This window comes from Nonomuraea purpurea (genome assembly GCF_042650645.1).
GTDB lineage: Bacteria > Actinomycetota > Actinomycetes > Streptosporangiales > Streptosporangiaceae > Nonomuraea > Nonomuraea purpurea.
Map to the genome: position 1 here is coordinate 108,051 of NZ_JBHSBI010000023.1, position 23,961 is coordinate 132,011.

Consider the following 23,961-nt stretch of genomic DNA (forward strand, 5'->3'; position numbering starts at 1 on the left):
CGTCCGTTTCCAAGCAAGAGTAATGATCGATACACGGGAGTCAAGAGCCGTAATGGAAATTTCACACAGCCCGATCGAGCGGCTCAGAGCGCAGATCAGAGCGCTCTGGGACGAGCTGTCGCCGGCCGAACGGGCGGTGTGCCAATACCTGGTCTCCGCCTCGCCCGAACAGATCCTCTTCGCCAGCGCGCAGGAGCTGGGCGGCGCCACGGGCACCAGCAACGCGACCGTGGTGCGCACGATGCAGCGGCTCGGGTTCGGCGGCCTGCCGGGGTTGAAGCGGGCGCTGGCGGCCGAGTTCACCTCGGCCGTGGCCCCCGACGTCCGCCTGCGGCAGCGCATCAGCCACGTCGGCCAGGACCTGCCGGGCATCTGGGAGCGGGTCTTCGACGAGGCCCGCGAGCGGATCGAGCACTGCAGCAGGCTGCTTGACGCCGAGGCGTTCAAGACGGCCGTCGAGCTGCTGGTCAACGCGCCTGGCGTGTTCGTCTACGGCGCGGGGGCCTCCGAGCCGGCCGCCCACCACCTGGCGCTCAAGCTCAACCGGCGCGGCCACCGGGCCCGCGCCGTCTCCGCGACCGGGTTCGCGCTCGCCGACGACCTGCTGTGGTTGTCGCACGGCGAGGCGCTGGTCATCTTCCAGCCGGCCCGCAGGCTCAAGGAGATCACCGTGCTGATCGACCGGGCGCACGCGGTGGGGGCGGGCATCGTGCTGATCTCCGACGAACTCGTCGGATCCTTCTCCGACCGCGTGAACGCGGTCCTCGCCGCCCCCCACACGCCCACGGGCATCACGGCCGAGCCTCTGACCGGCCTGATCGTGGCCGACGCTCTCCTGCTGGCGCTCGACTCGCTCGACGAACCCCGTTCCGTCGAGAGCTCCCATCAGCTCAACGCCCTACGCGAGCAACTGCTCGGTCCCCGTTTCCGCTAGCCTCACCCTCGTCACTCCCGCGTTTTCCCGGAAGGTGTAGTCGTGATCGGCTGGTTTGAAGCGGTGATTCTGGGCTTGGTCCAGGGACTAACAGAGTTCCTGCCGATCTCCTCCAGTGCCCACATCCGCGTGGTGTCCGCTTTCGCCGGCTGGCAGGACCCGGGGGCGGCGTTCACCGCCGTGATCCAGCTCGGCACGGAGCTGGCCGTGCTGATCTACTTCCGCCAGGAGATCTGGGAGATCATCTCCACCTGGACGCGCTCCCTGTTCAACAAGGAGCTGCGCGGCCACTGGGCCGCCCGCATGGGCTGGTACGTCATCGCCGGCACGCTGCCCATCGCCGTGCTCGGCCTGGCGCTGAAGGACCTGATCGAGAGTCCCTTCCGCGACCTGCGCCTGGTGGGCACGACGTTGATCGTGTTCGCGCTCATCCTGTGGTTCGCCGACCACACCGCCCGCAACAAGCTCACACTTGAAAAGCACCTGAGCTTCCCCCACGCCATCGTGTACGGCTTCGCCCAGTCGCTCGCCCTGGTCCCGGGCGTCTCGCGCTCGGGCGGCACGGTCACCGCCGGCCTGCTGCTCGACTACCGCAGGGAAGACGCGGCCAAATACTCGTTCCTGCTGGCCATCCCGGCCGTCCTGGCGTCGGGCCTGTACGAGCTCAAGGACATCGGCGAGGGGCCGGCCCCCGCGTGGGGGCCCACGATCCTGGCCACGGTCATCTCGTTCATCGTCGGCTACGCGGCCGTGTCCTGGTTCCTGCGCTACATCAGCACCCACCGCTTCACGCTCTTCGTGATCTACCGGATCGTCCTCGGGCTGTTCGTCATCCTCGCGGTCACCGCGGGGTGGATTCCGGCGCAGGGCTGACGGCCCGGTAGTAGCCCGCCCACGCCGCGTCGCCCATGCGCAGGACCTTTCCCCCGGTCCAGCCCAGGGCGACGGCGGGGGCGGCCCACAACGGCACGGTCGCGGGCCCGTACGGCACCGCGAACGAGCCGAGATAGCCGGCCGTGACGAGCAGCGGCACCCACCACCCCACGAACCCTGCCCGCCACACGGCCGCCGTCAGCAGCGGCATGCCGGCCATGCCCAGGAACATCCACGGCATCTGGAACCCGAACACCACGCCGGGCAGGTTCAGCATCTCGTCGAGGACGCGCTGCGCCTCCTCCGGCGGATGGTGCTGCCCCAGCCACCACTCGATGGGGTCGATGAGCAGCAGCCCGGACAGTTGCACGAAGCCGAGCACGCTCATCGCCCCCGCGACGTGGCCAAGACGCGTGGCCCTGAGCCTGGTCAGATGCATCAGGCCGAGCGCGGCCACGGCCATGAGCATCCAGCTCCAGTGGTAGAGAACGGACTGGAGCTGGGCGAGCGCGGGGTTCGCGCCGAAGCTGACGGCCTCCCGCTCGTCGCCCCAGGTACCCGGGTCGACGACGACGGCGACGGCCTGAAGCAGCGGGGCCACGATGAGCAGCACACCCGCCGCGACGCGTCGGAAAGTCACCTGGTCGTTCAACATGCGGGCGACGGTAGGCGGCGGGGGCGGCGCACGTCGTCCGCCTGCGGGCCGACCGGGCATCCGCTTTCAGACGGAGACCCGCTCGGCGGTGACGTCGCGTCCCGCCCAGTTGAGCGCGATCTGCCCGCTCGCCAGGAAGTCCAGTTCGACCTCGCCCTTCATCCTGGCGAAGTAGCGCGTTTCTGACATGGGCCGCAGTTCGGTTCTGGCGAGCCCGTGGACCTCAGCCATCAGCCGGTCGCCCACCCGCGTGATCTCCATCGTCGAGACGCGTCCCATGAACCGCATGGTGTAGCGGCCGGCGAACCGGTCGAAGACGTCGGGGTCGACCGTGACGAAGACCCGCCGTTCCGGCCGCTCGTACGGCTCGCCGCGGGCGATCGCGGCCAGCGCCCGCTCGATCTCCGAGAAGGCGGCGTTCTCGATGTTCGACAGCACGCAGACGAAGAGGCCGTCGCGCGGGTACCAGGCCGAGACGCTGACGTACCCGATGGTCCCGCCCGAGCTCTCGATGCGGCCGTCGGCCATCGCGCAGCCGTAGCCGTGACCGTCCACGTGCGGCCCGAGCAGTTCGGCGAGAGAGTCCCCGCGCAGCAGGCGGGGCAGGCCGCGCTGCCAGCGGTGCAGGTCCTCGGCCGTCGAGTGCAGCGCTCCCGCGGCGTCCTGGTTGGAGTTGTCGACGTACGGGGTCCTGATGACCGTGCCGTCCACGGACATGTAGCCGTCCGCGCGCCCTTCGACGAGCCGGGTGCCATCGTCCAGGCCGCTGCGTTCCATGCCGAGCGGGGCGAACACGTTCTCCTGCAGGTACCGGGCGTAGCCGAGGCCGGACAGCCGCTCGATCACCTCGCCGAGCAGGACCCAGCCGGAGTTGCTGTAGCTCATGCGGGCGCCGGGCTCGAACAGCAGCGGACGGTCCTTGAAGCCGGCGATGAGCCGCTCCCTCGTGCGGGGCGTGCCCATGATGCGGGTGAAGCCGTCCGTGGTGACGTAGTCGGGGATGCCGGAGGTGTTCGTGAGCAGGTGATGCAGCGTGATGTCGGCACCGCGAGGATAGCCGGGCAGGTGACGCCCGACGGGGTCACTCACGTGGAGCAGCCCCCGCTCCTGGAGGCGCAGGATCGCGATCGCGGTGAACGTCTTGGTCTGCGAGCCGATCCTGAACACCGTCGCCGGGCCGTTGGGGACGTCGTGCTCGTAGTTGGCGCACCCGTACGCCTTCTTGAACAGGACCCGGTCCCCGCGCGCGACCAACGCCGCGCCGCTGAACCTCCCCAGTTCTCGGTACGCGCTCACCAGCGCGTCCATCCTGCGCCGCAGCAACATTCCGATCCTCCAGTTTGAGTATTCAAGTTTGAGTATCAGAGCATGGGCCCGCTGATATGGTCAAGCTTGACCATCCGATGGAGGTGTTGAGTGTCGGCGACCCGGCTGCTCGTCCTGGGGCTGCTCCATGAGGGCCCCAGGCACGGCTACGAGATCAATCAGCTCGTGACGGCCGGAGCGCTCGAACAGTGGACCGACGTCAAGCCGGGGTCGATCTACCACGCGCTGGCCAAGCTGGAGGCCGAGGGGCTGGCGGAGACGCGGGCGGAGGAGCGTACGGGCGACCGGCTGCGGCGCGTCTACGCCATCACGCCCGAGGGCCGCCGCACCCTACGCGACCTGCTCCGCAAGGCCCTGGCGGGGCCTCCGCACTCGACGCGGTCCGACTTCGCGCTCGCACTGCGCTGGCACCCGCTGCTGGCGCAGGACGAGGCCGGCAACCTGCTGGTGGCCTCGGCGCGGGCCGTGGAGGCGCAGCGGGCGGCGGTGGCCGCCGGACGCGAGGCGAAGGCCGGACTGTCGCCGCTGGCCGACGCCCTCCTTGAGAACGCCCAGGCCCATCTGGCCGCCGACGCGAAGCTCCTGGAGGACGTCCAGCGACTGCTGGGCGTTCAGAAGGAGCGGGGGTAGCGGCTGCAGAGGGCGAAGATGACGGCGAAGAGGGCCCAGGCGGTGACGTAGGCGACGGGGTAGGCCCAGGTGTCCCCGATGACGTCGGCCAGGGCCGTGCGGCCCTCGACGTACATCGCCAGCCCCACGACCGCGCCCGGGATCGCGCCCCACCAGCGCTTCCACCAGACCTCGTTGCCGACCACCTCGAACACGACGAAGGCGATCGGGCCGAAGAGGAGGAACTTGAGGCCCGGAGGGTCGGACATGAGCGCGGCCAGCACCATGACGGCCGCCGCCGAGGCCACGGTCAGAAGGACGATGGTGCCGAAGGGGGCGGGCTCGTTGCGCGGGTCGTCGTCGGCCGCCAGGCCGTCCTGCGCACCGCCGGGCGCTGGCGGACCGTCACCACGAGGCCCAAACGGCTCCTCGCCGGGCGCGGGCGTGCGGTCGTCGCGGGGGTCGCTCTCGTCGGGCACAGCCGTAATTCTGGCGGACGCGGAGGCCCGGCGAGCACGCGAGCGCTGCCGGACCCATGAACCCCTCCGGAGACGACGACCGGCCGGGAGGCTAGCTGACGGCGACGCTTTCTCTCTCCGTGGCCGGGGTCGTCCGGCTTCGGTAGGTCGCCAGTGTGAACAGCAGGGCCGCCAGCCCCATCGCCGTGGCCAGCGTGATCACGCCCGCCCTGCCGTACCAGTCGAGCGCCGCACCCCCGGCCAGCCCCGCCACGAACAGTCCCAGGTACTGCGCGGACGACAGCAGCCCCAGCCCGATCGGCACGTTGTCCGGCACCGCGGCCACGGTCCTGAACTGCTGCGCCGGCGCCACGAGCCAGCCGATCGCGCCCCAGAAGAACGCCCACACCAGTGCGACGGGCAGTGCCAGGTTCGCGACGGGGATGAGGGCGAGGAACACCGTGGACACGGCCAGCCCGATGAGGATCATCCGGCGCGGCCCGTACGCGTCCGTGAGCCGCCCGCCGAGCTGGTTGCCGACGACGCCGCCGATCCCCCACGCCCACAGCACCGCGGTCAGCGGCAGGTCGAACAGCGACCCGATGTAGGTGTAGGCGCTGAACCCCGACGCGAAGACGAGCAGCTGCGTCACCAGCACCGCCAGCACCCTGCGGTCGCCGAGCGGCGCGAACCGTTCACGCAGCCGTCCCGACACCGTCACCCTGACCTCGGGCACCAGGGCCGCGACCCCGGCGAACCCGATCACCCCCAGCCCCGTCACCATCCAGAGCGTGGCGCGCCAGCCGGCAGCCCCGCCCAGCAGCGTTCCCAGTGGCACGCCGATCGCGGACGAGACGCTCAGCCCGCCCATCACCAGGGCCAGCGCCCGCCCGCGCCGTTCCGGGGTGGTCAGCGCGTTCGCGACGCCGGACGCGGTCGGGGTGAACATCGCAGCCCCTGCCGCCGCGATCACGCGGGTCGCCAGGACCAGCGGGTACGTCGGGGCGAGCGCGGTCAACACGTTCCCTGCCACGAACACGCCCATGGCCAGCAGCAGCAGCTGCCTGCGCGACAGGCGGGCGGTGAGGGCGGCCAGCAGGGGCGACAACACCGCGTACGACAGCGCGAACACCGTCATCAGCTGCCCGGCCGCCGACTGGGAGACTCCCAGGTCCGCGGAGATGGGCGGTAACAGGCCGGCGGTCACGAACATGCCCGTGCCTATGGCGAAATTTCCAACAGCGAGGGGATACAGCCGCGAACTCATCAGGCCTCCGGCAAAAGTTGGACGCAAATCAAACTGTCGTATAGTTGGATAATTGTCAAACCATAGGACGGAGGTAGGGTGTGACCATGCGCCTTCTACCGCACCCGGCGACGGAGGACATCGAGCTCACGGAGGTCCTGCGGGCGCTGTCCGATCCCGTACGCCTGGAGATCGTCGTCCGCCTGTCCATCGCGGGCGAGATGACGTGCGCCAACGCGGGCGACGACCTCGGGGTGCACAAGTCGACGGCCTCCCACCACTACCGGACGCTGCGCGAGGCGGGCGTGGTGCTCACCAAGCAGGAGGGCAGGAACAAGTACATGAGCCTGCGCCGCGCCGACCTGGAGGCCCGCTTCCCCGGCCTGCTCGACTCGGTCCTGTCCGCCACGCATCCCCGCCTCGCCGCCCCGGCCCATCCCTGACGCCGCCCGACGACGCGCACGCCCCATGACGACGCTGCCCATCCACCACGTCCTGCCCGAGCTGCTCGGCGTGCTCGACCGCCACGGCACGGCGGTGCTGACGGCCCCTCCCGGCACCGGCAAGACCACGGTCGTGCCGTTGGCGCTGGCGAGGACGGGCCTGCGGGTGCTGGTGGCCGAGCCGCGGCGGCTGGCCGTACGCGCGGCGGCCAGGCGCATGGGCGTGAGCTACACCATCCGCGGCGAACGCCACGTGGGCGCGAACCCCATGGTCGAGGTCGTCACGACGGGCGTGCTGCTCCAGCGCCTCCAGCGGGACCAGGAGCTGGCCGGCGTCGACGCGGTCATGCTCGACGAGTGCCACGAGCGCCACCTGGACGCGGACACGGCGCTGGCGTTCCTCCTGGACGTACGCGACACCCTCCGCCCCGACCTGCGCCTGCTCGCCACGTCCGCCACCGCCGACGCCGAGCCGTGGTCCCGGCTGCTCGGCGGCCCCGTCGTGGCGGCGACCGGCGCCACGCACCCCGTGGAGACGGTGTGGTCGCCGCCGCCGCGCCCGATGGCCCCGCCGCACGGTCTGCGCGTCGATCCCGCGTTCCTGTCGCACGTGGCCTCGGTCGTCCGCAGGGCGCTGGCAGAACGGGACGGCGACGTGCTGTGCTTCCTGCCGGGCGTGGGCGAGATCGCGAAGGTCGCCGGGCTGCTCGGCGACGTGGACGTCCTGCAGGTGCACGGGCAGGCCCCCGCCCACGTCCAGGACGCGGTCCTGTCGCCAGGCGAGTCGCGCAGGGTGGTGCTGGCCACGTCGGTCGCCGAGTCCAGCCTGACTGTCCCGGGAGTGCGGGTGGTGGTGGACTCGGGCCTGGCCCGCGAGCCGCGTACGGATCACGCCCGCGGCCTCGGCTCCCTCACCACGGTCAGGGTGTCGCGGGCCTCGGCGGACCAGCGGGCGGGGCGGGCGGGACGGGAGGCGCCCGGCACGGTGTACCGCTGCTGGACGGCGGCCGACCACGAGCGCCTGGCCGAGCACTCACGTCCGGAGATCGCGTTGGCGGACCTGACGGGGTTCGCGTTGCAGGCGGCCTGCTGGGGCGTGCCCGACGCCTCGGGCCTGGCCCTGCTCGACCCGCCGCCACCGGCCGCGATGTCCGCCGCGACCCGCACGCTGAAGTCCCTCGGCGCCTTCGAAGACCCCCACGTCACCGAGCGCGGGCGGCGGATGGCGCTGGCCGGTGTCCATCCCCGGCTGGCCAGGGCCCTGCTGGACCTCGGCCCACGGGCCGCGGAAGTGGTGGCCCTGCTGTCGGAGCAGCTCCCGCGCGACGCCGCCGACGACCTGGTTGAGGTCTGGCGCACGGCCCGCCGCGGCGGCACCGGCTTCGCCACCCGCTGGCGCCAGGAGACCAACCGCCTGCGCGCGACGAGCAAATCCACCGACCCGCAACCGCCGACAGAGACGCGCGGATCACGGACACCCGACAACGCCCTGGCGGGCGGGTCGCGGTTGCCGGATGACGCCCTGGCCGGGTTGGCCGTGGCGTTGGCGTTTCCCGAGCGGGTGGCGCGCCGTCGCGGCGGCGGCTACCTCATGGCGTCCGGCACCCAGGCCCAGCTCCCGGAGGGCTCCAAGCTGCGCACGGCGGAATGGCTGGCCATCGCGGTCGCCGACAGGCCCACGGGCGCGCCCTCGGCCCGCATCAGGCAGGCCGTCGTCATCGACGAGCAGACCGCCAGAACGGCCGTCCTGGCCACCACCGAGGACGAGGTCGCCTGGCGGGTCCCGCCGGGCGAGCGCCGCGGCGACGTCTCGGCCCGCAGGGTCGAGCGCCTGGGCGCGATCGAGCTGTCGGCCAGGCCGCTCAAGGACGCCGACGTCCGCGAGGCGATCCTGTACGGCCTGCGCACCGAAGACCTCCTGACCTGGACGAAACCGGCAAAAGACCTCCGAGCCCGCCTGGCGTTCTGCCATCGCGCGATCGGCGACCCGTGGCCCTCGATGGACGCCCTCGTCGACCTGGCCGACCAGTGGCTGGAGCCCGAACTGTCCAGGGCGCGCCGCCGCGCCGACCTGGAGCGCATCGACGTGGCCTCCGCCCTCAAACGCCTGATCCCGTGGAGCGAACGCCTCGACGTCACGGCCCCGGAACGCCTCGAAGTGCCCAGCGGCTCCCACATCCGCCTGGACTATTCAAAGGACCAGCCGGTGCTCGCGGTGAAGCTGCAGGAGTTGTTCGGCTGGGAGGAGACCCCGCGGATCGCCGGCGTGCCCGTGCTGGTGCATCTGCTCTCCCCCGCGGGCCGCCCGGTGGCCGTCACCGCGGACCTGGCCTCGTTCTGGCGCGACGGTTACCGCTCCGTACGCGCCGAGCTCCGCGGCCGCTACCCCAAGCACCCGTGGCCGGAGGACCCGCTCACCGCCGTGCCCACCCGCCGGGTGAAGAGATGAGATCGTCCTCGCAACGAAGAGTGAAAACCTGCACACTCTAGACATGTTGTGGGCAGGCAGGTCCGCCATCGAGATCGCGACGGCCGTCCGGCACGGTGAGGTCACCGCGACGACAGTCGTCGAGGAGCACCTTCACGTCATCTCGGAGCGGGATTCCCGGGTAGGGGCGTTCCGGCTGGTCAGAGAGCAGGCCGTGGACGAGGCGCGGGCCGTTCAGAAGCGGCGGGACCTGGCGGAGCTGCCGCTGGCGGGGGTGCCCGTCGCGGTGAAGGACAACCTGGAGGTCGCGGGCGAGTCCATGCGCGGCGGGTCGGCGGCCACCGACGACGCCCCCGCGCCCGGGGACCACGAGACGGTCGCGCGGCTGCGGGCGGCGGGCGCGGTGGTGATCGGCCTGACGAACCTGCCCGAGCTGGGCCTGGTCGCGCTCGGCGACAGCGCGTACGGCATCGTCCGCAACCCGTGGGACCTCGCGCGCACGCCCGGCGGCTCGTCCTCGGGCAGCGCGGCGGCCGTGGCGGCGGGCATGGTCCCGCTCGCGCTCGGCAACGACGGCATGGGCTCGCTGCGCATCCCGGCGGCGTGCTGCGGGGTGCTGGCCATCAAGCCGGGCACCGGTCTGGTGCCCACGCCGGCGGACGACTGGGACCGGCTCACCGAGAACGGCCCGCTGGCCAGAACCGCCGCCGACCTGTCGCTGGCGCTGTCGGTGCTGGCCGCCGACCCGGCGCTGGCGCAGTCCTGGCGCGGCGGCAGGCGGGTCGAGCCCCAGCCGGCGATGTTGCGCTCGGTGTGGGCGGACGACGACGAGGTGTGGGAGCCGCAGCCGCTCCCGGACAACCCCGAGCCGTTCGACCTGCGGGTGGCCTACGCGCCCCAGCCGCTGCCTCCCGGGCTGCCCGTGAACAGGGAGTTCCAGGCCGCGGTGCGGGCGGCGGCGGAGACCCTGCGCGTGGGCGGGCACACGGTGGTCGAGCACGGCGGCAGGCTGCCCGCCTGGCTCGGCCCCGCCACGATCGCCACGTGGCTGACCAGGGCGGCGGCGTCGGCGTCCGGCCTGGACCGGCGGCGGCTGGAGCGCCGCACCGGGGGGCTGGCCCGCGCGGGCGGGGTGCTGGCCGCGCTGAAGCTCGACGGCGTCCGGGGCCGTGAGCGCTGGCGCGCGTACGGGGCCGACCAGTGGTTCGGCGACGCCGACGTGCTGATCATGCCCGCCCTGGCCGCGATCCCGCCGAGGGCCGAGCGCTGGGGCGAGCGCGGGTTCCTGCGCAACGCCCTGACCAACATCAGGTACGCCCCCACCACCGGCGCGTGGAACATGTGCGGCTGGCCCGCGATCAGCGTGCCCCTGGCCACGCACTCCAGCGGCCTGCCCATCGGCGTCCAGCTCGTCGCCCCGCCCGGCGGCGAACCCCACCTGCTCGGTCTGGCCGCCCAGCTCCAGTCGGCGCACCCGCCGCTACGCCCGCCGGGCTTCGCGTTTTGAGGCCCGGAACCTGGGCTCCGACGTGCGTGATCGTGCCCTCGTGGTCTATTGACACGGCCTTCCGCGCTGCCCCACTGTGAACGCAGATGACGGGAGAGCAGCCATGCCGCGTGAAGTTCCTGGCACCTCGAACATGCCGCCTCCTCCGCGCCGGATTCAGCCGGGTGACAACGTCGCGGACACCCGCTCGGCCGGTGACGACGACAGGGCCGACGCCTTCCGCCGGGCCCTGGGGTCCGACCGCACCCGCGAGGTCATCCGCGCGCTGGTCGAGGCCGACGGGCAGTTGCCCATCGCCGAGCTGCAGGTTCAGGCCGGGCTGTCGTTCCTGGAGTTCACGTCGGTGCTGGCCGAGCTGACAGAAGAGGGGTTGCTGACGGTGGACGGTCCTCCCGGGCACGAGACCGTGTCCCTGTTCGACAAGGGCTGAGCCTCGGTGGTCTCGTTCGTGGCGGCGGGACTCATCGGGGCGCTGGTCGCGCTGGCCGAGCTGGTGTCCCGTTACCGGGACGATCCGTGGCACGCGATCGTCTCACTTGCGGCCGGGCTCTATGTGGTGGTCAACCTGGCGGGTTCCGTCAGCGGCCTGTGGATCATCAAGCAGTTCGGCTGGACGTTCGGCGCCGCGCAGGCTGGTCTGGACCTGACGCAGATCCTCGTCGCGGGCTTCGGTTCGAGTGCGCTGTTCCGCAGTTCGCTGTTCAACGTCACGGTGGGCAACCAGGTCGTCGGGGTCGGGCCGAGCGCCGTACTGACGGTCCTGCTGTCGGCCGCCGACCGGGCGGTGGACCGCGGCCAGGCGAAGATCCGCTCGGAGCAGGCCCGCAGGATCATGGAGAACTATCCGTTCGAACGGGGCGCGGACGCTCTGTTCCAGTACAGCATCGCGACGCTGCAGAATTTCTCGCCCACCGAGACCAAGGCGATCGAGGACAGGATCTCCTCCCTTCGATCGGGCCGCGAGTCCACGCTGCCGGACCAGGTGAAGTCGTACCTGCTGGGTCTGGCGCTGCAGACGCTGGTCGGCGCGAAGACGCTGCGCGAGCTGGTCGATTCGCTGCGGCCGGTCATCGAGCAGGCCCCTCCCGCCGAACAGGTGCTGCTGGACATCCTGCGGACGGACCGCAGGTCCGAGTTGCGCTCTCTGCAGGCGCGTTCAGGGCTGCCGCTCTACGAGTTCTCCCGCGTGCTGGAAGCGCTCGCCTCGGCGGGCCGGGTGTCTCTCGGTGGAGATCCGGGCAAGGAGACGGTGTTTCTGAACGCCGCGGCCTGACGCGGCGAGCCTGCACCTGACAGAGGTACCTTCAGCGGGGCGCTGGCAGCCCGGAGAGCGCGGGCGCAGCCTGGCCGCATGACGAAGGACAGTTTCCACGCCCGCGACTGGGCGGTGCTCGTCACGCTGTGCGGCGCGACCTTCATGACGGGCCTCGACTATTCGATCATCACGGTCGCCCTGCCCGAGATCGGCCGCGATCTGGGCTTCGCCACGCGGGGTGATCTGCAGTGGGTGGTGACGGCCTGCCTGTTGCCGACGGCCGCGTTGATGCCGCTGTTCGGGCGGGCCTCTGACGTAGTGGGACGGCGGCGGTTGTTCGCGTTCGGCGTGACGGCCTTCGCTGCGTTCTCGTTGCTGGCGGCCCTGGCTCCGGCGCCGGGGGTGCTGGTCGGCGCGCGGGCGGGGCAGGGCGTGGCGGCGGCCATGATCGGCCCGACCGCGCTGGCGCTGATGACCACGGCCTTCCCCGAGGGGCCGAGGCGCACCCGCGCCATGGGCGTCAACGGCGCGCTGTTGTCGCTCGGCTTCGTGATCGGCACCATCGGCGGCGGGGTGGTCACAAGCGGGCTGGACTGGCGCTGGACCATGTTCATCCTGGTCGGCATCGGCGTGCTCGTGCTGGTGGGCGCGCTGGCCGTGGTGCCGCGCGCCGGGGGCGGGCTCGCGGCCCGGCTGGACGTGCCCGGCGCGGTGCTGGCGAGCGCCGGGCTGTTCGCCCTGGTGTATGGCATCTCTACACTCGGCTGGTGGAGCGTGGCGGCGGCGGTGCTGCTGCTCGGGGCGTTCCTGGCGGTGGAGTCCCGGCACGCGGCCCCGCTGGTGCCACCTCGGTTGCTGCGCCGCCCGACCGTGGCGTGGGGGATGCTGGTCGCGCTGGTCACGTTCGCGATGTGCGGCGGGGCGACGGTGCTGCTGAGCGTCTACATGCAGGAGGTGCTGGGCTGGTCGGCGCTGGCGACCGGGCTGGCCTTCCTCGGCGAGGGCGTGGCTGCCCTGGTGGCGGGCGGCCTGGCGGCGCGGCTCATCGACGCCAGGGGCGCGGCCTCGACGGCCGCGGCGGGCCTGACCGTGCAGGCGCTGGGGACGGCGGCGATGGCGTTCCTGTCCTCGGGCGGCGGGCTGGGCGTGCTGCTGGCGACGTCGGCGGCGATGGGGTTCGGCCATGTGCTGACCGTGGTGGCGGCCATCACGACGATCACGTCCGGGCTCGACCCGGCCGACCAGGGGGTGGCGGGCAGTCTGGCGCAGATGCCCACCTTTATCGGGGCGGTCGGGCTGGCCGGCCTGACCGCGATCGTGGCCGCGCACGCCGATCTGCTGACGGGACTGCGTACGGCCTTCGTCGTGGCCGGCGCGGTCGCCCTGCTCGGCGCGGCCTGCGCCGCCCGGCTGCCGGGCCGGGTCGCTACCCCTGCGGCAGCCGTCTGAGCAGCTCCTCCGAGCCGGGCTCAGGCTGGAAGACCACCACGCCCTGCCCTTCGTCGTCGGGCGTGCGCAGCAGTTCGGCGGTGAGCGTGACGACGCCCAGTTCGGGATGGCGGTAGCCGCGCGAGATGGAGGCGCAGTTGCTCACCGGGTGCTCCGGCCACATGGCCGCGAACGCGGCGCTGCCCGCCGTCAGCTCGGCGACCAGGTCGCGCAGCCCCTGGTCGCCGGGGAACCTGCCGAGCGACCCCTGCAGGTAGGCGATGTCGTCGCGGGCCTTGCGCTCCCAGTCGACGTAGCGCTCGCAGGCGCGGTCGTCGAGGAAGTCCATGCGGGCGAAGTTCGGGCGGGGTTCGCGGCCGGGCGCGTCGAAGTCCAGGTGCGGGGCGAACAGGGCGTGCGCCTGCCGGTTCCAGGCCAGCACGTCGGCCCGGCGGCCCACCGCCCAGGCGGGTACGTCGGTGAACGACTCGACCATGCGCCTGATGCCCGGCCTGAGCACCTCGGGAGGGGCGGCCGTGCGAGAGCGGGCGGCCCTGGCCAGGCGGTGTAGGTGGGCGCGCTCGTCGTCGTCCAGCCGCAGCACCCTGGCCAGGGCGTCGAGCACCTCGGCGGAGACGTTGACGTCCTGGCCCTGCTCCAGCCGGGTGTAGTAGCCGACGCTGACGCCGGCCAGCGGCGCCAGCTCCTCCCTGCGCAGCCCGGCCACGCGGCGGTGCCGCACGCCGGGGCGCAGCCCCACGTCCTGCGGACGGAGCTGCGCCCTGCGCGACTTCAGGAACTCACCGAGCACCGGCTACACCCCGAGCGGGTGCCAGACGGTCTTGGTTTCCAGGAAGCGGGTCATCCGGGTGATGCCGGGGTCGGCGGTGAAGTCCTCCAGACGTCCGGGGCGCAGCACCCGCTTGAGGTTCTCCGCGGCCTCCTGCTCGCACCGCAGCGCCAGGTCGTCGTCCTCGACCCCGGTCAGGTCGAGGGCGTTGACGTCCATGTGCGCCGCCAGCCACGGGGCCAGCTCGGCCTGGTGCCCGGTCAGGACGTTGACCACGCCGCCCGGCAGGTCGGAGGTGGCCAGCACCTCCGACAGGGTGATCGCGGCAAGCGGCGCGCGTTCCGAGGCGACCACCACGCACGTGTTGCCGGTGACGATCGCCGGCGCGACCACGGAGACGAGCCCGAGCAGCGGGTCGGCGGGCGCGACGATCGCGACCACCCCGGTCGGCTCGGGCGTGGACAGGTTGAAGTACGGCCCCGCGACCGGGTTGGCGGCCCCGTGCACGGAGGTGATCTTGTCGGACCACCCCGCGTACCAGACGAGCCGGTCCACGGTCGCGTCCACGACCTCGAGCGCCGCCTTCTTGCCGCCACCCAGCTCTTCGGCGAACTGGGCGCGGCGGCCTTCGAGCATCTCGGCGACGCGGTAGAGGATCTGGCCCCGGTTGTAGGCGGTGGCGCCGGACCAGCCGGGGAACGCCTTGCGCGCGGCCACCACGGCGTCGCGGGCGTCCTTGCGCGAGGCCCTGGACGCGTTGGCGAGGAAGTCGCCCTTGGCCGAGGTCACGGGGTAGGACCTCCCACTCTCCGAGCGCGGGAACGCCCCTCCGATATACAGCTTGTAGGTCTTTCTGACGGACAACCTACTCATCGCCCCGCCCTCTCCACGTGGACTCCTGCGACATCTGGACCGGCACGAAGACCTGCCCGCACCGGCTCACGCCGCAGCGGTGGGCGTACCAGCCGGTGCGTACGGGACGCCCGGCCCTGGCGAAGGCGTGGCCGCGGGTGACCTGCGCCCGGCGTTGACGGCGGCCTGGACGGCGGTGCTCACACATCGAGGTAAGCCTCCAGCCCGTGCAGTCCGCCCTCACGGCCGTAACCCGACTCCTTGTATCCCCCGAACGGGGAAGCGGGATCGAATTTGTTGAACGTGTTGGCCCAGACGACCCCGGCCCTGAGCCTGTCGGCCATCCAGAGGATGCGCGACCCCTTCTCGGTCCAGATGCCGGCCGACAGCCCGTACGGCGTGTTGTTGGCCTTCTCCACCGCCTCCGCGGGCGTACGGAAGGTCAACACCGACAGCACCGGGCCGAAGATCTCGTCCCTGGCGATCGTGTGGGACTGCGCCACCCCGGTGAACACCGTCGGCGGGAACCAGAACCCCCGCTCCGGCAGCTCGCACGCGGGCGACCACCGCTCGGCCCCTTCGCTCTCCCCGATCTCACTCAGAGAACGGATCTTGGCGAGTTGCTCGGCCGAGTTGATCGCCCCGATGTCGGTGTTCTTGTCCAGCGGGTCGCCCAGGCGCAGCGTGCCGAGACGCCGTTTGAGCGAGTCGAGCAGCTCGTCCTGGATGGATTCCTGGACCAGCAGCCGCGACCCTGCGCAGCACACGTGCCCCTGGTTGAAGAAGATCCCGTTGACGATCCCCTCGACCGCCTGATCGATCGCGGCGTCGTCGAAGACGATGTTGGCCGCCTTGCCGCCCAGCTCCAGGGTCAGCTTCTTGCCGGTGCCGGCCACCGCCCTGGCGATGCTCCGCCCCACTTCCGTGGAGCCGGTGAAGGCCACCTTGGCCACGTCAGGATGGGAGACCACCGCCGCGCCGGTCTCTCCGGCGCCGGTCACGATGTTCACCACTCCCGAGGGCAGCTCCGCCTGCCGGCAGATGTCGGCGAACAGCAGCGCGGTCAGCGGCGTCGTCTCGGCGGGCTTCAGCACGACGGTGTTCCCGCACGCCAGCGCGGGCGCGATCTTCCAGGCCAGCATCAGCAGCGGGAAGTTCCACGGGATCACCTGCCCGGCCACGCCCAGCGCTTTGCTGCCGAACCCGGCGTAGGCCAGCTTGTCGGCCCATCCGGCGTAGTAGAAGAAGTGGGCCGCCACCAGCGGGACGTCCACATCCCGCGACTCGCGGATCGGCTTGCCGTTGTCGAGCGACTCCAGCACCGCCAGCTCCCGCGCCCGCTCCTGGATGATGCGCGCGATCCTGAACAGGTATTTGGCCCGCTCCGCGCCGGGCAGCGCGCTCCAGCCGTCGAACGCCTTGCGCGCCGCCCGCACCGCACGGTCGACGTCGTCGGCGGTGGCGGTGGCCACCTCGGCCAGCACCTCCTCCGTCGCCGGGTTCACGGTCTTGAACGGGGTGCCGCCGCCGTCGGCGAACTCCCCGTCGATGAACAGCCCGTACGACCCCTTCACCTCGACGACGTCGCGGGACTCGGGCGCGGGCGCGTACTCGAAGATCGCCATCATCAGTCCAGGGTGAAGTAGTCGGGACCGGCATAGCGGCCGGTGGCCAGCTTCTGCCGCTGCATCAGCAGGTCGTTCAGCAGCGAGGACGCTCCCAGCCTGAACCATTCCGGGCTCAGCCAGTCGTCGCCGGCGGTCTCGTTGACCAGCACCAGGTTCTTGATCGCGTCCTTGGTGGTGCGGATCCCGCCGGCCGGCTTGACGCCCACCTGCCGCCCCGTGGCGGCCCGGAAGTCGCGTACGGCCTCCAGCATGACCAGCGTCACCGGCGGTGTCGCCGCGGGCGCCACCTTCCCGGTGGAGGTCTTGATGAAGTCGGCGCCGGCCAGCATCGCCAGCCACGAGGCGCGGCGCACGTTGTCGTAGGTGACCAGCTCGCCCGTCTCCAAGATCACCTTTAGGTGGGCGGGCCCGCAGGCCGCCTTCACCGCGACGATCTCCTCCAGCACCTTGCCGTACGCGCCGGACAGGAACGCACCCCGATCGATCACCATGTCGATCTCGTCGGCCCCGGCGGCCACCGCCAGCGCGGTGTCGCTCACCTTGACCTCCAGTGAGGTGCGGCCGCTGGGGAACGCGGTCGCCACCGAGGCCACCTTCACCCCCGACCCGGCCAGTGACGCCACCGCCACCGGCACCAGGTCCGGATACACGCACACGGCCGCCACCTTCGGCGCGCCGCCGCCGGGGCGCACGGCCTTGGTGCACATCGCGCGCACCTTGCCGGCCGTGTCGGCCCCCTCCAACGTGGTCAGATCAACCATCGAAATGGCCAGGTCGATCGCCTGGGCCTTGGCCGTAGTCTTGATCGAACGGGTGCCGAGCAGCGCCGCCCGCTGGTCCGCGCCCACCCGGTCGATGCCGGGCAGGCCATGCAGAAACGCTCGCAACGCTGCCTCGGAGGAGGTCACGTCCGCGAGCGAAGTAGTCACAGTTGACACCCACACAGCATCGCCGACCAGGGTGCCTAGCTCCAAACCGGATCACCTTAGGGCGATCGGCGCCGGGGTCCCAGGCGGAGATAAGGCATCCACCCGATGCGTCGGACCAGGCCTTAGCCCGAATCTTAGATATGTCAGCAAGTAGCACGACATATCAGGAGAGATCGTGAATCCCGAGATCGAATTCGAGCTCATGAAGAACCACGTGAACGAACTGCGCCAGGCCGCCGCCGAGCACCGGCGCGTACGCGAGGCCCAGCGTGACAACAAGTCCGAGCGCCGCTCGGTCTTCGGCAAGCGCCGTTCCTCATGATCGTCCGACGAGTGCCCGGCCGCATCTCTCGCGGCCGGGCCTCGATGCCTCCTTGAGGCACCCAAAATCCGTCGAAAGCTACCCATAGGGCATGACATGCTGGATGACATGCGGGGACGTTCTGTCAGTCCTGTCTTCGTCGGGCGGGAAGAGGAGCTGGCGGCTCTGTCCGAAAGCTTCGACGAGGCGCGGAAGGGCCGGGCGACGGCCGTCCTCCTCGGGGGCGAGGCCGGAGTCGGCAAGACCCGGCTCGTGCAGCGCTTCGCAGAACGCTGCGCGGCCGACGGGGCGCACGTGCTGTTCGGCGGATGCGTCGAGCTGTCCACGGAGGGCCTGGCCTACGCGCCGTTCACCGCCGCGCTGCGCCAGCTCGTCAGGGAGCAGGGCCCGGCCCCGGTGGCCGCGCTGCTGCCCGAAGGCGCCCAGCGCGATCTCGCGCGGCTGCTGCCCGAGTTCGGCGAACCCAACGGCGACGGCGAGACCGACACCGGACGCGCCCGCCTCTTCGAGCAGTTCCTCACCCTCCTCGAACGCCTCGCGGACAACCGCCCCACCATCCTCGTCATCGAGGACATCCACTGGGCCGACCGGTCCAGCCGCGACCTCATCGCCTTCCTCAGCCGCAATCTGCACGCCCCGCAGGTGCTGATCGTCATGACCTACCGCTCCGACGACCTGCACCGCCAGCACCCGCTCAGGCCGGTGCTGGCCGAACTCGGCAGGGTGGGCGGCGTGCACCGGCTCGACCTGCCCCGCCTGTCACGCGACGAGGTCGCCCAGCAGATGGCCGGGATCCTGGGCGTGGTCCCCGAATACGCCAAGGTCCAGAACGTCTACGAGCGCAGCGAGGGCATCCCGCTGTTCGTCGAGGCCATGCTGGAGGGCGGCGCGGACGGCGTGTTCCCCGAGTCCATGCAGGACCTGATCCTCAACTCCGTCGAACGACTGCCCGAGGAGACCCAGCGCGTCCTGCGCGTCGCCGCGGCCGGCGGCACCCGGGTCAGCCACGCGCTGCTGGCCGCGGTCAGCGGTCTGTCCGACGTCGAGCTGGAGGCGGCGCTGCGCCCCGCCATCGCGGGCAACGTGCTGCAGATCGCCGACAACCGCGCCTACGTCTTCAGGCACTCCCTCATCCGCGAGGCCGTCCACGACGAGCTGCTGCCGGGCGAGCACCAGCGGCTGCACGCCAGGTACGCCGAGGAGATCTCCAAGGACCGCACGCTCGTCCCGCCGGGCCGCGCCGTCGTCGAGCTGGCACACCACTGGTACGGGGCCCGCAACGACCACTGGGCGCTGATCTCCGCGTGGGAGGCGGCCCAGATGTCGTTCCAGTCGTTCGCCTACACCGAGGCCGTCCCGCTGCTGGAACGCGTCCTCATGCTCTGGGACCGCGTGCCCGACGCCGCCGAGCTGATCGGCGTCGACCACGCCGCCGTGCTGGAGCGCGCCAGCTCGGCCGCCAACGCCGGCGCCGACATCGACAAGGGCGTCAAGTTCGTCAAGGCCGCCCTGTCCGAGCTGGACGAGACCGAGCAGCCGGCCCGCGTGGCCCGGCTCATCGTGCGGCGGGCCGCGTTCAAGAACTCCAAGGGCCAGCTCGGCGTCATCGAGGACCTCAGGCACGCCCTGCGGCTCGTGCCGGACAGGAGCCTCGACCGGGCCGAGGTCGTCACGCCGCTGAGCCGCCACCTCATGCTGAGGGGCGAGGTCGCCGAGGCGAAAGAGCTCATCAGCGAGGGTCTGAGCCTGGTCAGAGAGCTGGGCGACCGGTGCCTCGAATCCGACCTGCTGCTGGACCTGGGGCTCGGTCACTCGCTCAACGGCGAGGTCGAGACCGCGCTGGCCATCAACGAGCAGGCCCTGGAGATCGCCAGACAGGAGGGCTCGGGCAGCCTGATCACCCGAGCCATCGGCAACATCCTCGACTCCCTGACCGACATGGGCCGCCCGGACGAGGCCCTGCGCTTCGCGGAGGACGGCTGGGAGACCGCCAAAAAGTACGGCAGGCTGCGCGGCAGCGGCCTGTTCATCAAGAGCAACTGGGCCGAAGCGCTGGAGGCGCTCGGCCGCTGGGACGAGGCCGTCGAGATCGTCGAAGCCGCGCTCAGCCACGGGCCCACCCTGCGCACCCGGCACAGCCTGCTGCGCGTGCGCGCCGACATCGCGCTGGCCAGAGGCGAGTTGGACGTCGTCGAGGGCGCCCTGTCGGAGATCGGCGTGATCAAGGGCCGTCCCGACGACTTCGTCCAGGAGATCATCAGCAACGCCCGCCTGCGCATCGGCTGGCACCTGCTCAAGGGCGAGCCGGGCGCGGCGCTGTCCGAGGCCGAGCACGTGCTGGCCCATCCCCGGCATTCCAGCAAGGCCATGCTGAGCTGGCGGCTGCTCGCCCTGCTGCGGGTGGTCTGTGACGCCGCCGAGACGGCCGAGCCCGCCAGGACGGCGGCGCTGCGCGAGCAGGCCGCCGAGGTGGCGGCCGTACTGTCGGTCATGGGGCCGGTCGCGGAGGCTTACAGGAAGACCTACACCGGCGACTTCGACGCCGCCGCCGCCGACTGGGAGCGGCTCAAGCGCCCGCACAACCAGGCCAAGGCGCTCTTGGGGGCCGCGGCCCCTGCGGCCAGGGCCGGCGACCGCGAGGGGGCGGCGGCCCGGCTGCGCGTGGCGCTCCCCCTGGCCAAGGCGCTGGGCGCCAACCCGCTGATCGACGAGATCGAGGCCCTCGCCCGCCGGGTGGGCGGCGTCCAGCAGGCTCAGGAGCCGTCGGAGCTGCTGACGCCGCGCGAGCTGGAGGTGCTGCGGCTGGTGACCCAGGGCAGGACCAACCGGGACATCGCCGCCGAGCTGTTCATCTCGGCGAAGACGGTGAGCGTGCACGTGTCGAACATCCTGGGCAAGCTCGGGGTGACCACGCGGGGCGAGGCCGCCGCCGCGGCCCACCGCCTCTCGCTGCTGTCGACGTAGTCACTCGCGCGCCCCGCCGAGCGCGTCGACGGGGCGTGGCAGCAGGGCCATCCCCGAGGCCACCAGGCCCGCCGCCAGGCTCAGGACGGCGACCGCGGCCAGCATCAGCGGATACTGCGGCATCGGCAGCCCGGTGAGCGTCATCGTCCCGGTGAGCGCCCCGTTGGCGCCTGCCAGGACCACGCAGGCGACGGCCGTGCCCATGATCGTGCCGATCGTCATGACGATCGCCGTCTCCCAGACCATCATCCGCACGATCTGACGCCTGCTCGCGCCGATCGCGCGCAGCAGCGCGAACTCCCTGGTACGGGTGGCGGTGCCCATGACGAGCGTGTTCACCAGCGACAGGGCGGTGAACGCCACCAGCACGGCCAGGACCAGGTAGGTCCCCGTCACGTTGTCCTCGATCGAGGTCCGCACGCCGGTCGCGTACGTGGCCGCGTCCACGATCCGCGCGGCCGGGCCCAGCCCGGTCAGGTCCGCGCCGGGCTTGGCCTTGACCAGGACCGCGCCGGCGGGCCCGTCGCCCGGCCGGCCGGGCAGCAGCACGTCGGCGAAGCCCAGCGACCGCTCGAAGACGCCGCCGACCCGCAGCTTCACGGCGGTGCCGTCGGCGAGCCGGCCCTTGACCTCGGAGCCCACGTGCCAGTCGTTCGCGCCGGCGTGGGCCCGGCTGACCGCCATCGTGCCGGGCGTCTTCAGCCCTTCCAGCGATCCCTCCACGAACCCCAGGTCGAGCACCCTCCCGGCGGTGCCGGGGTCGACGATCTGCGCGGGCACCGACTCAGGATCGCCCAGCACGTGCAGGACGAACGAGGTCCGCCGGACCGCCGACACCGCCTCGACGCCGGGCCTTCGCGCGACGGTCTCCGCCAGGCCCGGCGGCAGCTCGGCGCCGCCGCTGGGCAGCAGGACCTGGTCGGCGACGACGCGCGCGCGGCCCTGCGCGGCGGTGGTGTCGGCGAGCACGGCGTTGACCAGCAGCGCGTACCCGGCCATGGCCACACTGAGCATGATCGCGGCGGAGGCGGACGAGGCGCGCCGGATGGCCGTGACCGAGTTGGCGTACGCGAGCCCGCCGGTCATCCGCGTCACGGCGCTCACCAGCGTGCCGACCGGCCACACGAGCAGCCTGGTCAGCAGGGGCGCCAGCAGCGCGGTGGCGGCCATGAGCAGGATCACCACCAGGGCCTGGAACGCCACCCCCAGCTCGCCGCCGAGATCCTGGCTGAGCGCCAGCAGCGCCCCCGCGCCCGCCAGCACCCCCAGAGCCGGCAGCAGGCGCGGCACGGTGAGCAGCCGCCGCGACAGCGCGGCCTCCCGCAGGGCCTCGGCCGGACGAACCCCGGCGGCCTGCCTGACCGCCGTGAGCGCCGACAACAACGTCAGCACCAGCCCTGACCCGCCCGCCACGAACAGCGGCAGCGGGCCCGTGACCACGACCAGCTCGGACGGCGCCAGCCCACGCGCGACCAGGACGCCGCGCAGCAGGTGGGCCAGTCCCACGCCGAGCACGTAGCCGGGGAACGCGGCCACGACGGCCACCAGCGCGGCCTCGGCGGCGATCATGCGCCTGATCTGGCCCGCCGTGGTGCCGATGGCCCGCAGTAGCGCGATCTCCCTGCGGCGTTGCAGCATCGACAGGCCGAACGTCCCGCCGATCACGAACACGGCGAGAAAACCGCCGATGCCCGCCATGGGGCCGAACAGGTCGGTGGCGTAGTCGATCCGTTCGGCGGTCTCGGGGGCGCCCGCTCTGGCACGTTCGTCGCCGGTGAGCACCTCCAGATTCGCGCTCTGGGAGACGGCGCGCACCCGCTCGGCCAGCGTCGCGGCCGGCTCGCCCCGCCTGGCGAGCACACCCGCGACGAGCGGCCCGCGAGTGAGCCTGGTCACGGTCCGCGCCTCGAAGAAGAGCGACGACTGCGTCGGCAGCGCGAGCCTGGTCACACCGCTGACGCGGAACCGCTCCGCGCCCGCGACGGTGACGACCTGGATCGTGTCCCCCGGACGGGCCGGGATACGACGGGCCAGGGCCGCGTCCAGCACCACCTCGCCGTCGCCGGGCGCCCGGCCTGAGGCCAGCTTGAACGGCGTCAACCTGGCGGCCTCCCAGCCGTGTCCCCACGACAGGCCGGGCAGGGCCGCGCCGCGCCGGTCCACCGCCTGGGCGGGGAACGGCGCGTCCAGGACGATCTCCGCGCCCCGCACGGCCCGCAGCCTGGCGAGCTGCTCGCCGCTCAGCACGGGCGGCGGGTCGAGGCTGATGTCGACGTCCTCGTCCTCCCCTTGGACGGGAACGTGAACGTGCTGGTCGGGCCGTACCAGGGCGGCCGTGGCGGCGTACCTGTCCACCTCGGGCGTCGTGCTCAGACCCGACTGGATCATGATGACGCAGGCCGCGACCAGCGCGACCGCGACCACCACCGAGGCCAGGGCGCCCGCGAAGGCGAGCTTGCGCGTCCTGATCGTGCTCAGCGTCAGCCGGAGCATGCCCTCACCGTCCGAGCCCGGTCAGCCGGGAGGCGACCGCGTCGGCCGTGGGCCGGTCCATGCCCTCGACGATCAAGCCGTCGGCCAGGAAGAGCACCCTGTCGGCGTACGAGGCCGCGACCGGGTCGTGCGTGACCATGACCAGGGTCTGCCCGAGCCCGTCCACGACCTCGCGCAGCAGCCGCAGCACCTCCTGGCCCGTGGAGATGTCCAGCGCCCCGGTCGGCTCGTCGCCGAAGACCACGTCGGGCTTGGTGACCAGCGCGCGGGCGATGGCGACGCGCTGCTGCTGGCCGCCCGACATCTCGGCGGGACGGTGCCCGACGCGTCCGCTCAGCCCGGTGCGCTCGACCAGCTCCTCCAGCCAGGCCCGGTCCACGCGGCGGCCCGCCAGGCGCAGCGGCAACGTGATGTTCTGCCGCGCGGTCAACGCCGGGATGAGGTTGAAGGACTGGAACACGAAGCCGATGCGGTCGCGGCGCAGCCTGGTCAGGCGCGACTCGTTCAGCCCCGCCAGGTCGGTGTCGCCGAGCAGCACCCGTCCGGACGTGGGCCGGTCCAGCCCCGCCGCGCACTGCAGCAACGTGCTCTTGCCCGAACCCGACGGACCCATGATCGCGGTGAAGGACCCTGCGGGGAACTCCACCGAGACCCCGCGCAGCGCCGCCACGGCGCTCTTGCCTCGCCCGAAGCTCCTGGTCACGTCCTCCAGGCGCACGGCGGGCACCACACGAAGGCCGGGCCTGGCCTCGGCGGCGGAGAAATTCGTCACCTGGAAAGGCTGGCCAAGACAGCTCCGCGCCACCAGCGGGCAGGCCCTG

22 protein-coding genes are annotated in these 23,961 nt (G+C 72.0%); 11 read left to right on the top strand and 11 right to left on the bottom strand.

Annotated elements, in window-relative coordinates:
- Positions 1–52 precede the first annotated feature (52 nt).
- A complete protein-coding gene (locus ACFOY2_RS36410; RefSeq protein WP_379532661.1) occupies positions 53–934 on the top strand; it encodes a MurR/RpiR family transcriptional regulator in 882 nt (293 codons plus the stop codon).
- 42 nt (positions 935–976) lie between these two features.
- On the top strand, positions 977–1,807 hold the full coding sequence (locus ACFOY2_RS36415) for an undecaprenyl-diphosphate phosphatase (RefSeq protein WP_379532662.1): 831 nt from the start codon (positions 977–979) through the stop codon (positions 1,805–1,807).
- Here ACFOY2_RS36415 and ACFOY2_RS36420 read toward each other — a convergent pair.
- Both ACFOY2_RS36420 and ACFOY2_RS36425 read right to left on the bottom strand, forming a co-directional pair.
- Positions 1,776–2,462 (bottom strand): hypothetical protein, encoded by a 687-nt coding sequence (locus ACFOY2_RS36420; RefSeq protein ID WP_379532663.1) that lies wholly within the window; start codon positions 2,460–2,462, stop codon positions 1,776–1,778. The two genes, ACFOY2_RS36415 and ACFOY2_RS36420, sit on opposite strands and share 32 nt — an antisense overlap.
- A 66-nt stretch (positions 2,463–2,528) precedes the next feature.
- The gene (locus ACFOY2_RS36425; RefSeq protein ID WP_379532664.1) at positions 2,529–3,788 is read right to left on the bottom strand and encodes a serine hydrolase domain-containing protein; all 1,260 of its coding nucleotides are present in this window, start codon (positions 3,786–3,788) and stop codon (positions 2,529–2,531) included.
- Between the two features lie 90 nt (positions 3,789–3,878).
- On the opposite strand from ACFOY2_RS36425, the gene ACFOY2_RS36430 reads away from it, so the two are divergent.
- On the top strand, positions 3,879–4,418 hold the full coding sequence (locus tag ACFOY2_RS36430) for a PadR family transcriptional regulator (protein ID WP_379532665.1): 540 nt from the start codon (positions 3,879–3,881) through the stop codon (positions 4,416–4,418).
- Here the strand turns inward: ACFOY2_RS36430 and ACFOY2_RS36435 are convergent.
- On the bottom strand, positions 4,400–4,876 hold the full coding sequence (locus ACFOY2_RS36435; RefSeq protein ID WP_379532666.1) for a hypothetical protein: 477 nt from the start codon (positions 4,874–4,876) through the stop codon (positions 4,400–4,402). The two genes, ACFOY2_RS36430 and ACFOY2_RS36435, sit on opposite strands and share 19 nt — an antisense overlap.
- Positions 4,877–4,967: 91 nt before the next feature.
- On the bottom strand, positions 4,968–6,122 hold the full coding sequence (locus ACFOY2_RS36440; protein ID WP_379532667.1) for an MFS transporter: 1,155 nt from the start codon (positions 6,120–6,122) through the stop codon (positions 4,968–4,970).
- Between the two features lie 86 nt (positions 6,123–6,208).
- On the opposite strand from ACFOY2_RS36440, the gene ACFOY2_RS36445 reads away from it, so the two are divergent.
- The 6 genes from ACFOY2_RS36445 to ACFOY2_RS36470 all read left to right on the top strand — a co-directional run bounded on the left by ACFOY2_RS36445 (position 6,209) and on the right by ACFOY2_RS36470 (position 13,183).
- A complete protein-coding gene (locus ACFOY2_RS36445) occupies positions 6,209–6,544 on the top strand; it encodes an ArsR/SmtB family transcription factor (protein ID WP_379532668.1) in 336 nt (111 codons plus the stop codon).
- 25 nt (positions 6,545–6,569) lie between these two features.
- Positions 6,570–8,993 carry an ATP-dependent helicase HrpB gene (gene hrpB, locus ACFOY2_RS36450; RefSeq protein ID WP_379532669.1) on the top strand — a complete coding sequence of 808 codons (2,424 nt, stop codon included), beginning with the start codon at positions 6,570–6,572 and terminating at the stop codon, positions 8,991–8,993.
- 43 nt (positions 8,994–9,036) lie between these two features.
- Positions 9,037–10,479: an amidase gene (locus tag ACFOY2_RS36455; protein ID WP_379532670.1), complete on the top strand. Its 1,443-nt coding sequence runs from the start codon at positions 9,037–9,039 to the stop codon at positions 10,477–10,479.
- A 103-nt stretch (positions 10,480–10,582) separates the two neighbouring features.
- Positions 10,583–10,909 (top strand): hypothetical protein, encoded by a 327-nt coding sequence (locus ACFOY2_RS36460; RefSeq protein WP_379532671.1) that lies wholly within the window; start codon positions 10,583–10,585, stop codon positions 10,907–10,909.
- Positions 10,910–10,915: 6 nt separating this feature from the next.
- The gene (locus tag ACFOY2_RS36465; protein WP_379532672.1) at positions 10,916–11,752 is read left to right on the top strand and encodes a hypothetical protein; all 837 of its coding nucleotides are present in this window, start codon (positions 10,916–10,918) and stop codon (positions 11,750–11,752) included.
- Positions 11,753–11,830: 78 nt separating this feature from the next.
- Positions 11,831–13,183 carry an MFS transporter gene (locus ACFOY2_RS36470; protein WP_379532673.1) on the top strand — a complete coding sequence of 451 codons (1,353 nt, stop codon included), beginning with the start codon at positions 11,831–11,833 and terminating at the stop codon, positions 13,181–13,183.
- Here the strand turns inward: ACFOY2_RS36470 and ACFOY2_RS36475 are convergent.
- The 5 genes from ACFOY2_RS36475 to deoC are packed head-to-tail and all read right to left on the bottom strand — an operon-like array spanning position 13,161 to position 17,361.
- The gene (locus tag ACFOY2_RS36475; RefSeq protein WP_379532674.1) at positions 13,161–13,973 is read right to left on the bottom strand and encodes a helix-turn-helix transcriptional regulator; all 813 of its coding nucleotides are present in this window, start codon (positions 13,971–13,973) and stop codon (positions 13,161–13,163) included. The two genes, ACFOY2_RS36470 and ACFOY2_RS36475, sit on opposite strands and share 23 nt — an antisense overlap.
- A 3-nt stretch (positions 13,974–13,976) precedes the next feature.
- Positions 13,977–14,825, bottom strand: a complete 849-nt coding sequence (locus ACFOY2_RS36480; protein ID WP_379532675.1) for an aldehyde dehydrogenase family protein — start codon at positions 14,823–14,825, stop codon at positions 13,977–13,979.
- Complete coding sequence (locus ACFOY2_RS36485; protein ID WP_357819182.1) at positions 14,818–15,012, bottom strand: hypothetical protein; 195 nt, start codon at positions 15,010–15,012, stop codon at positions 14,818–14,820. Before ACFOY2_RS36485 ends, ACFOY2_RS36480 begins: the two co-directional genes overlap by 8 nt.
- Complete coding sequence (locus tag ACFOY2_RS36490; protein WP_449290154.1) at positions 15,005–16,432, bottom strand: aldehyde dehydrogenase family protein; 1,428 nt, start codon at positions 16,430–16,432, stop codon at positions 15,005–15,007. Before ACFOY2_RS36490 ends, ACFOY2_RS36485 begins: the two co-directional genes overlap by 8 nt.
- Positions 16,432–17,361 carry a deoxyribose-phosphate aldolase gene (gene deoC, locus ACFOY2_RS36495; RefSeq protein WP_379532676.1) on the bottom strand — a complete coding sequence of 310 codons (930 nt, stop codon included), beginning with the start codon at positions 17,359–17,361 and terminating at the stop codon, positions 16,432–16,434. The genes ACFOY2_RS36490 and deoC overlap by 1 nt, the downstream gene beginning before the upstream one ends.
- A 175-nt stretch (positions 17,362–17,536) precedes the next feature.
- On the opposite strand from deoC, the gene ACFOY2_RS36500 reads away from it, so the two are divergent.
- Both ACFOY2_RS36500 and ACFOY2_RS36505 read left to right on the top strand, forming a co-directional pair.
- Positions 17,537–17,683: a hypothetical protein gene (locus ACFOY2_RS36500; RefSeq protein ID WP_379532677.1), complete on the top strand. Its 147-nt coding sequence runs from the start codon at positions 17,537–17,539 to the stop codon at positions 17,681–17,683.
- Between the two features lie 108 nt (positions 17,684–17,791).
- A complete protein-coding gene (locus ACFOY2_RS36505; protein ID WP_379532678.1) occupies positions 17,792–20,647 on the top strand; it encodes a helix-turn-helix transcriptional regulator in 2,856 nt (951 codons plus the stop codon).
- On the opposite strand, the gene ACFOY2_RS36510 is transcribed toward ACFOY2_RS36505, so the two are convergent.
- Both ACFOY2_RS36510 and ACFOY2_RS36515 read right to left on the bottom strand, forming a co-directional pair.
- Positions 20,648–23,140: an FtsX-like permease family protein gene (locus ACFOY2_RS36510; RefSeq protein WP_379532679.1), complete on the bottom strand. Its 2,493-nt coding sequence runs from the start codon at positions 23,138–23,140 to the stop codon at positions 20,648–20,650. It lies immediately after the preceding gene.
- A 4-nt stretch (positions 23,141–23,144) separates the two neighbouring features.
- Positions 23,145–23,912, bottom strand: coding sequence for an ABC transporter ATP-binding protein (locus ACFOY2_RS36515; protein ID WP_379532680.1), 768 nt, complete (start codon positions 23,910–23,912; stop codon positions 23,145–23,147).
- Positions 23,913–23,961: the final 49 nt, after the last annotated feature.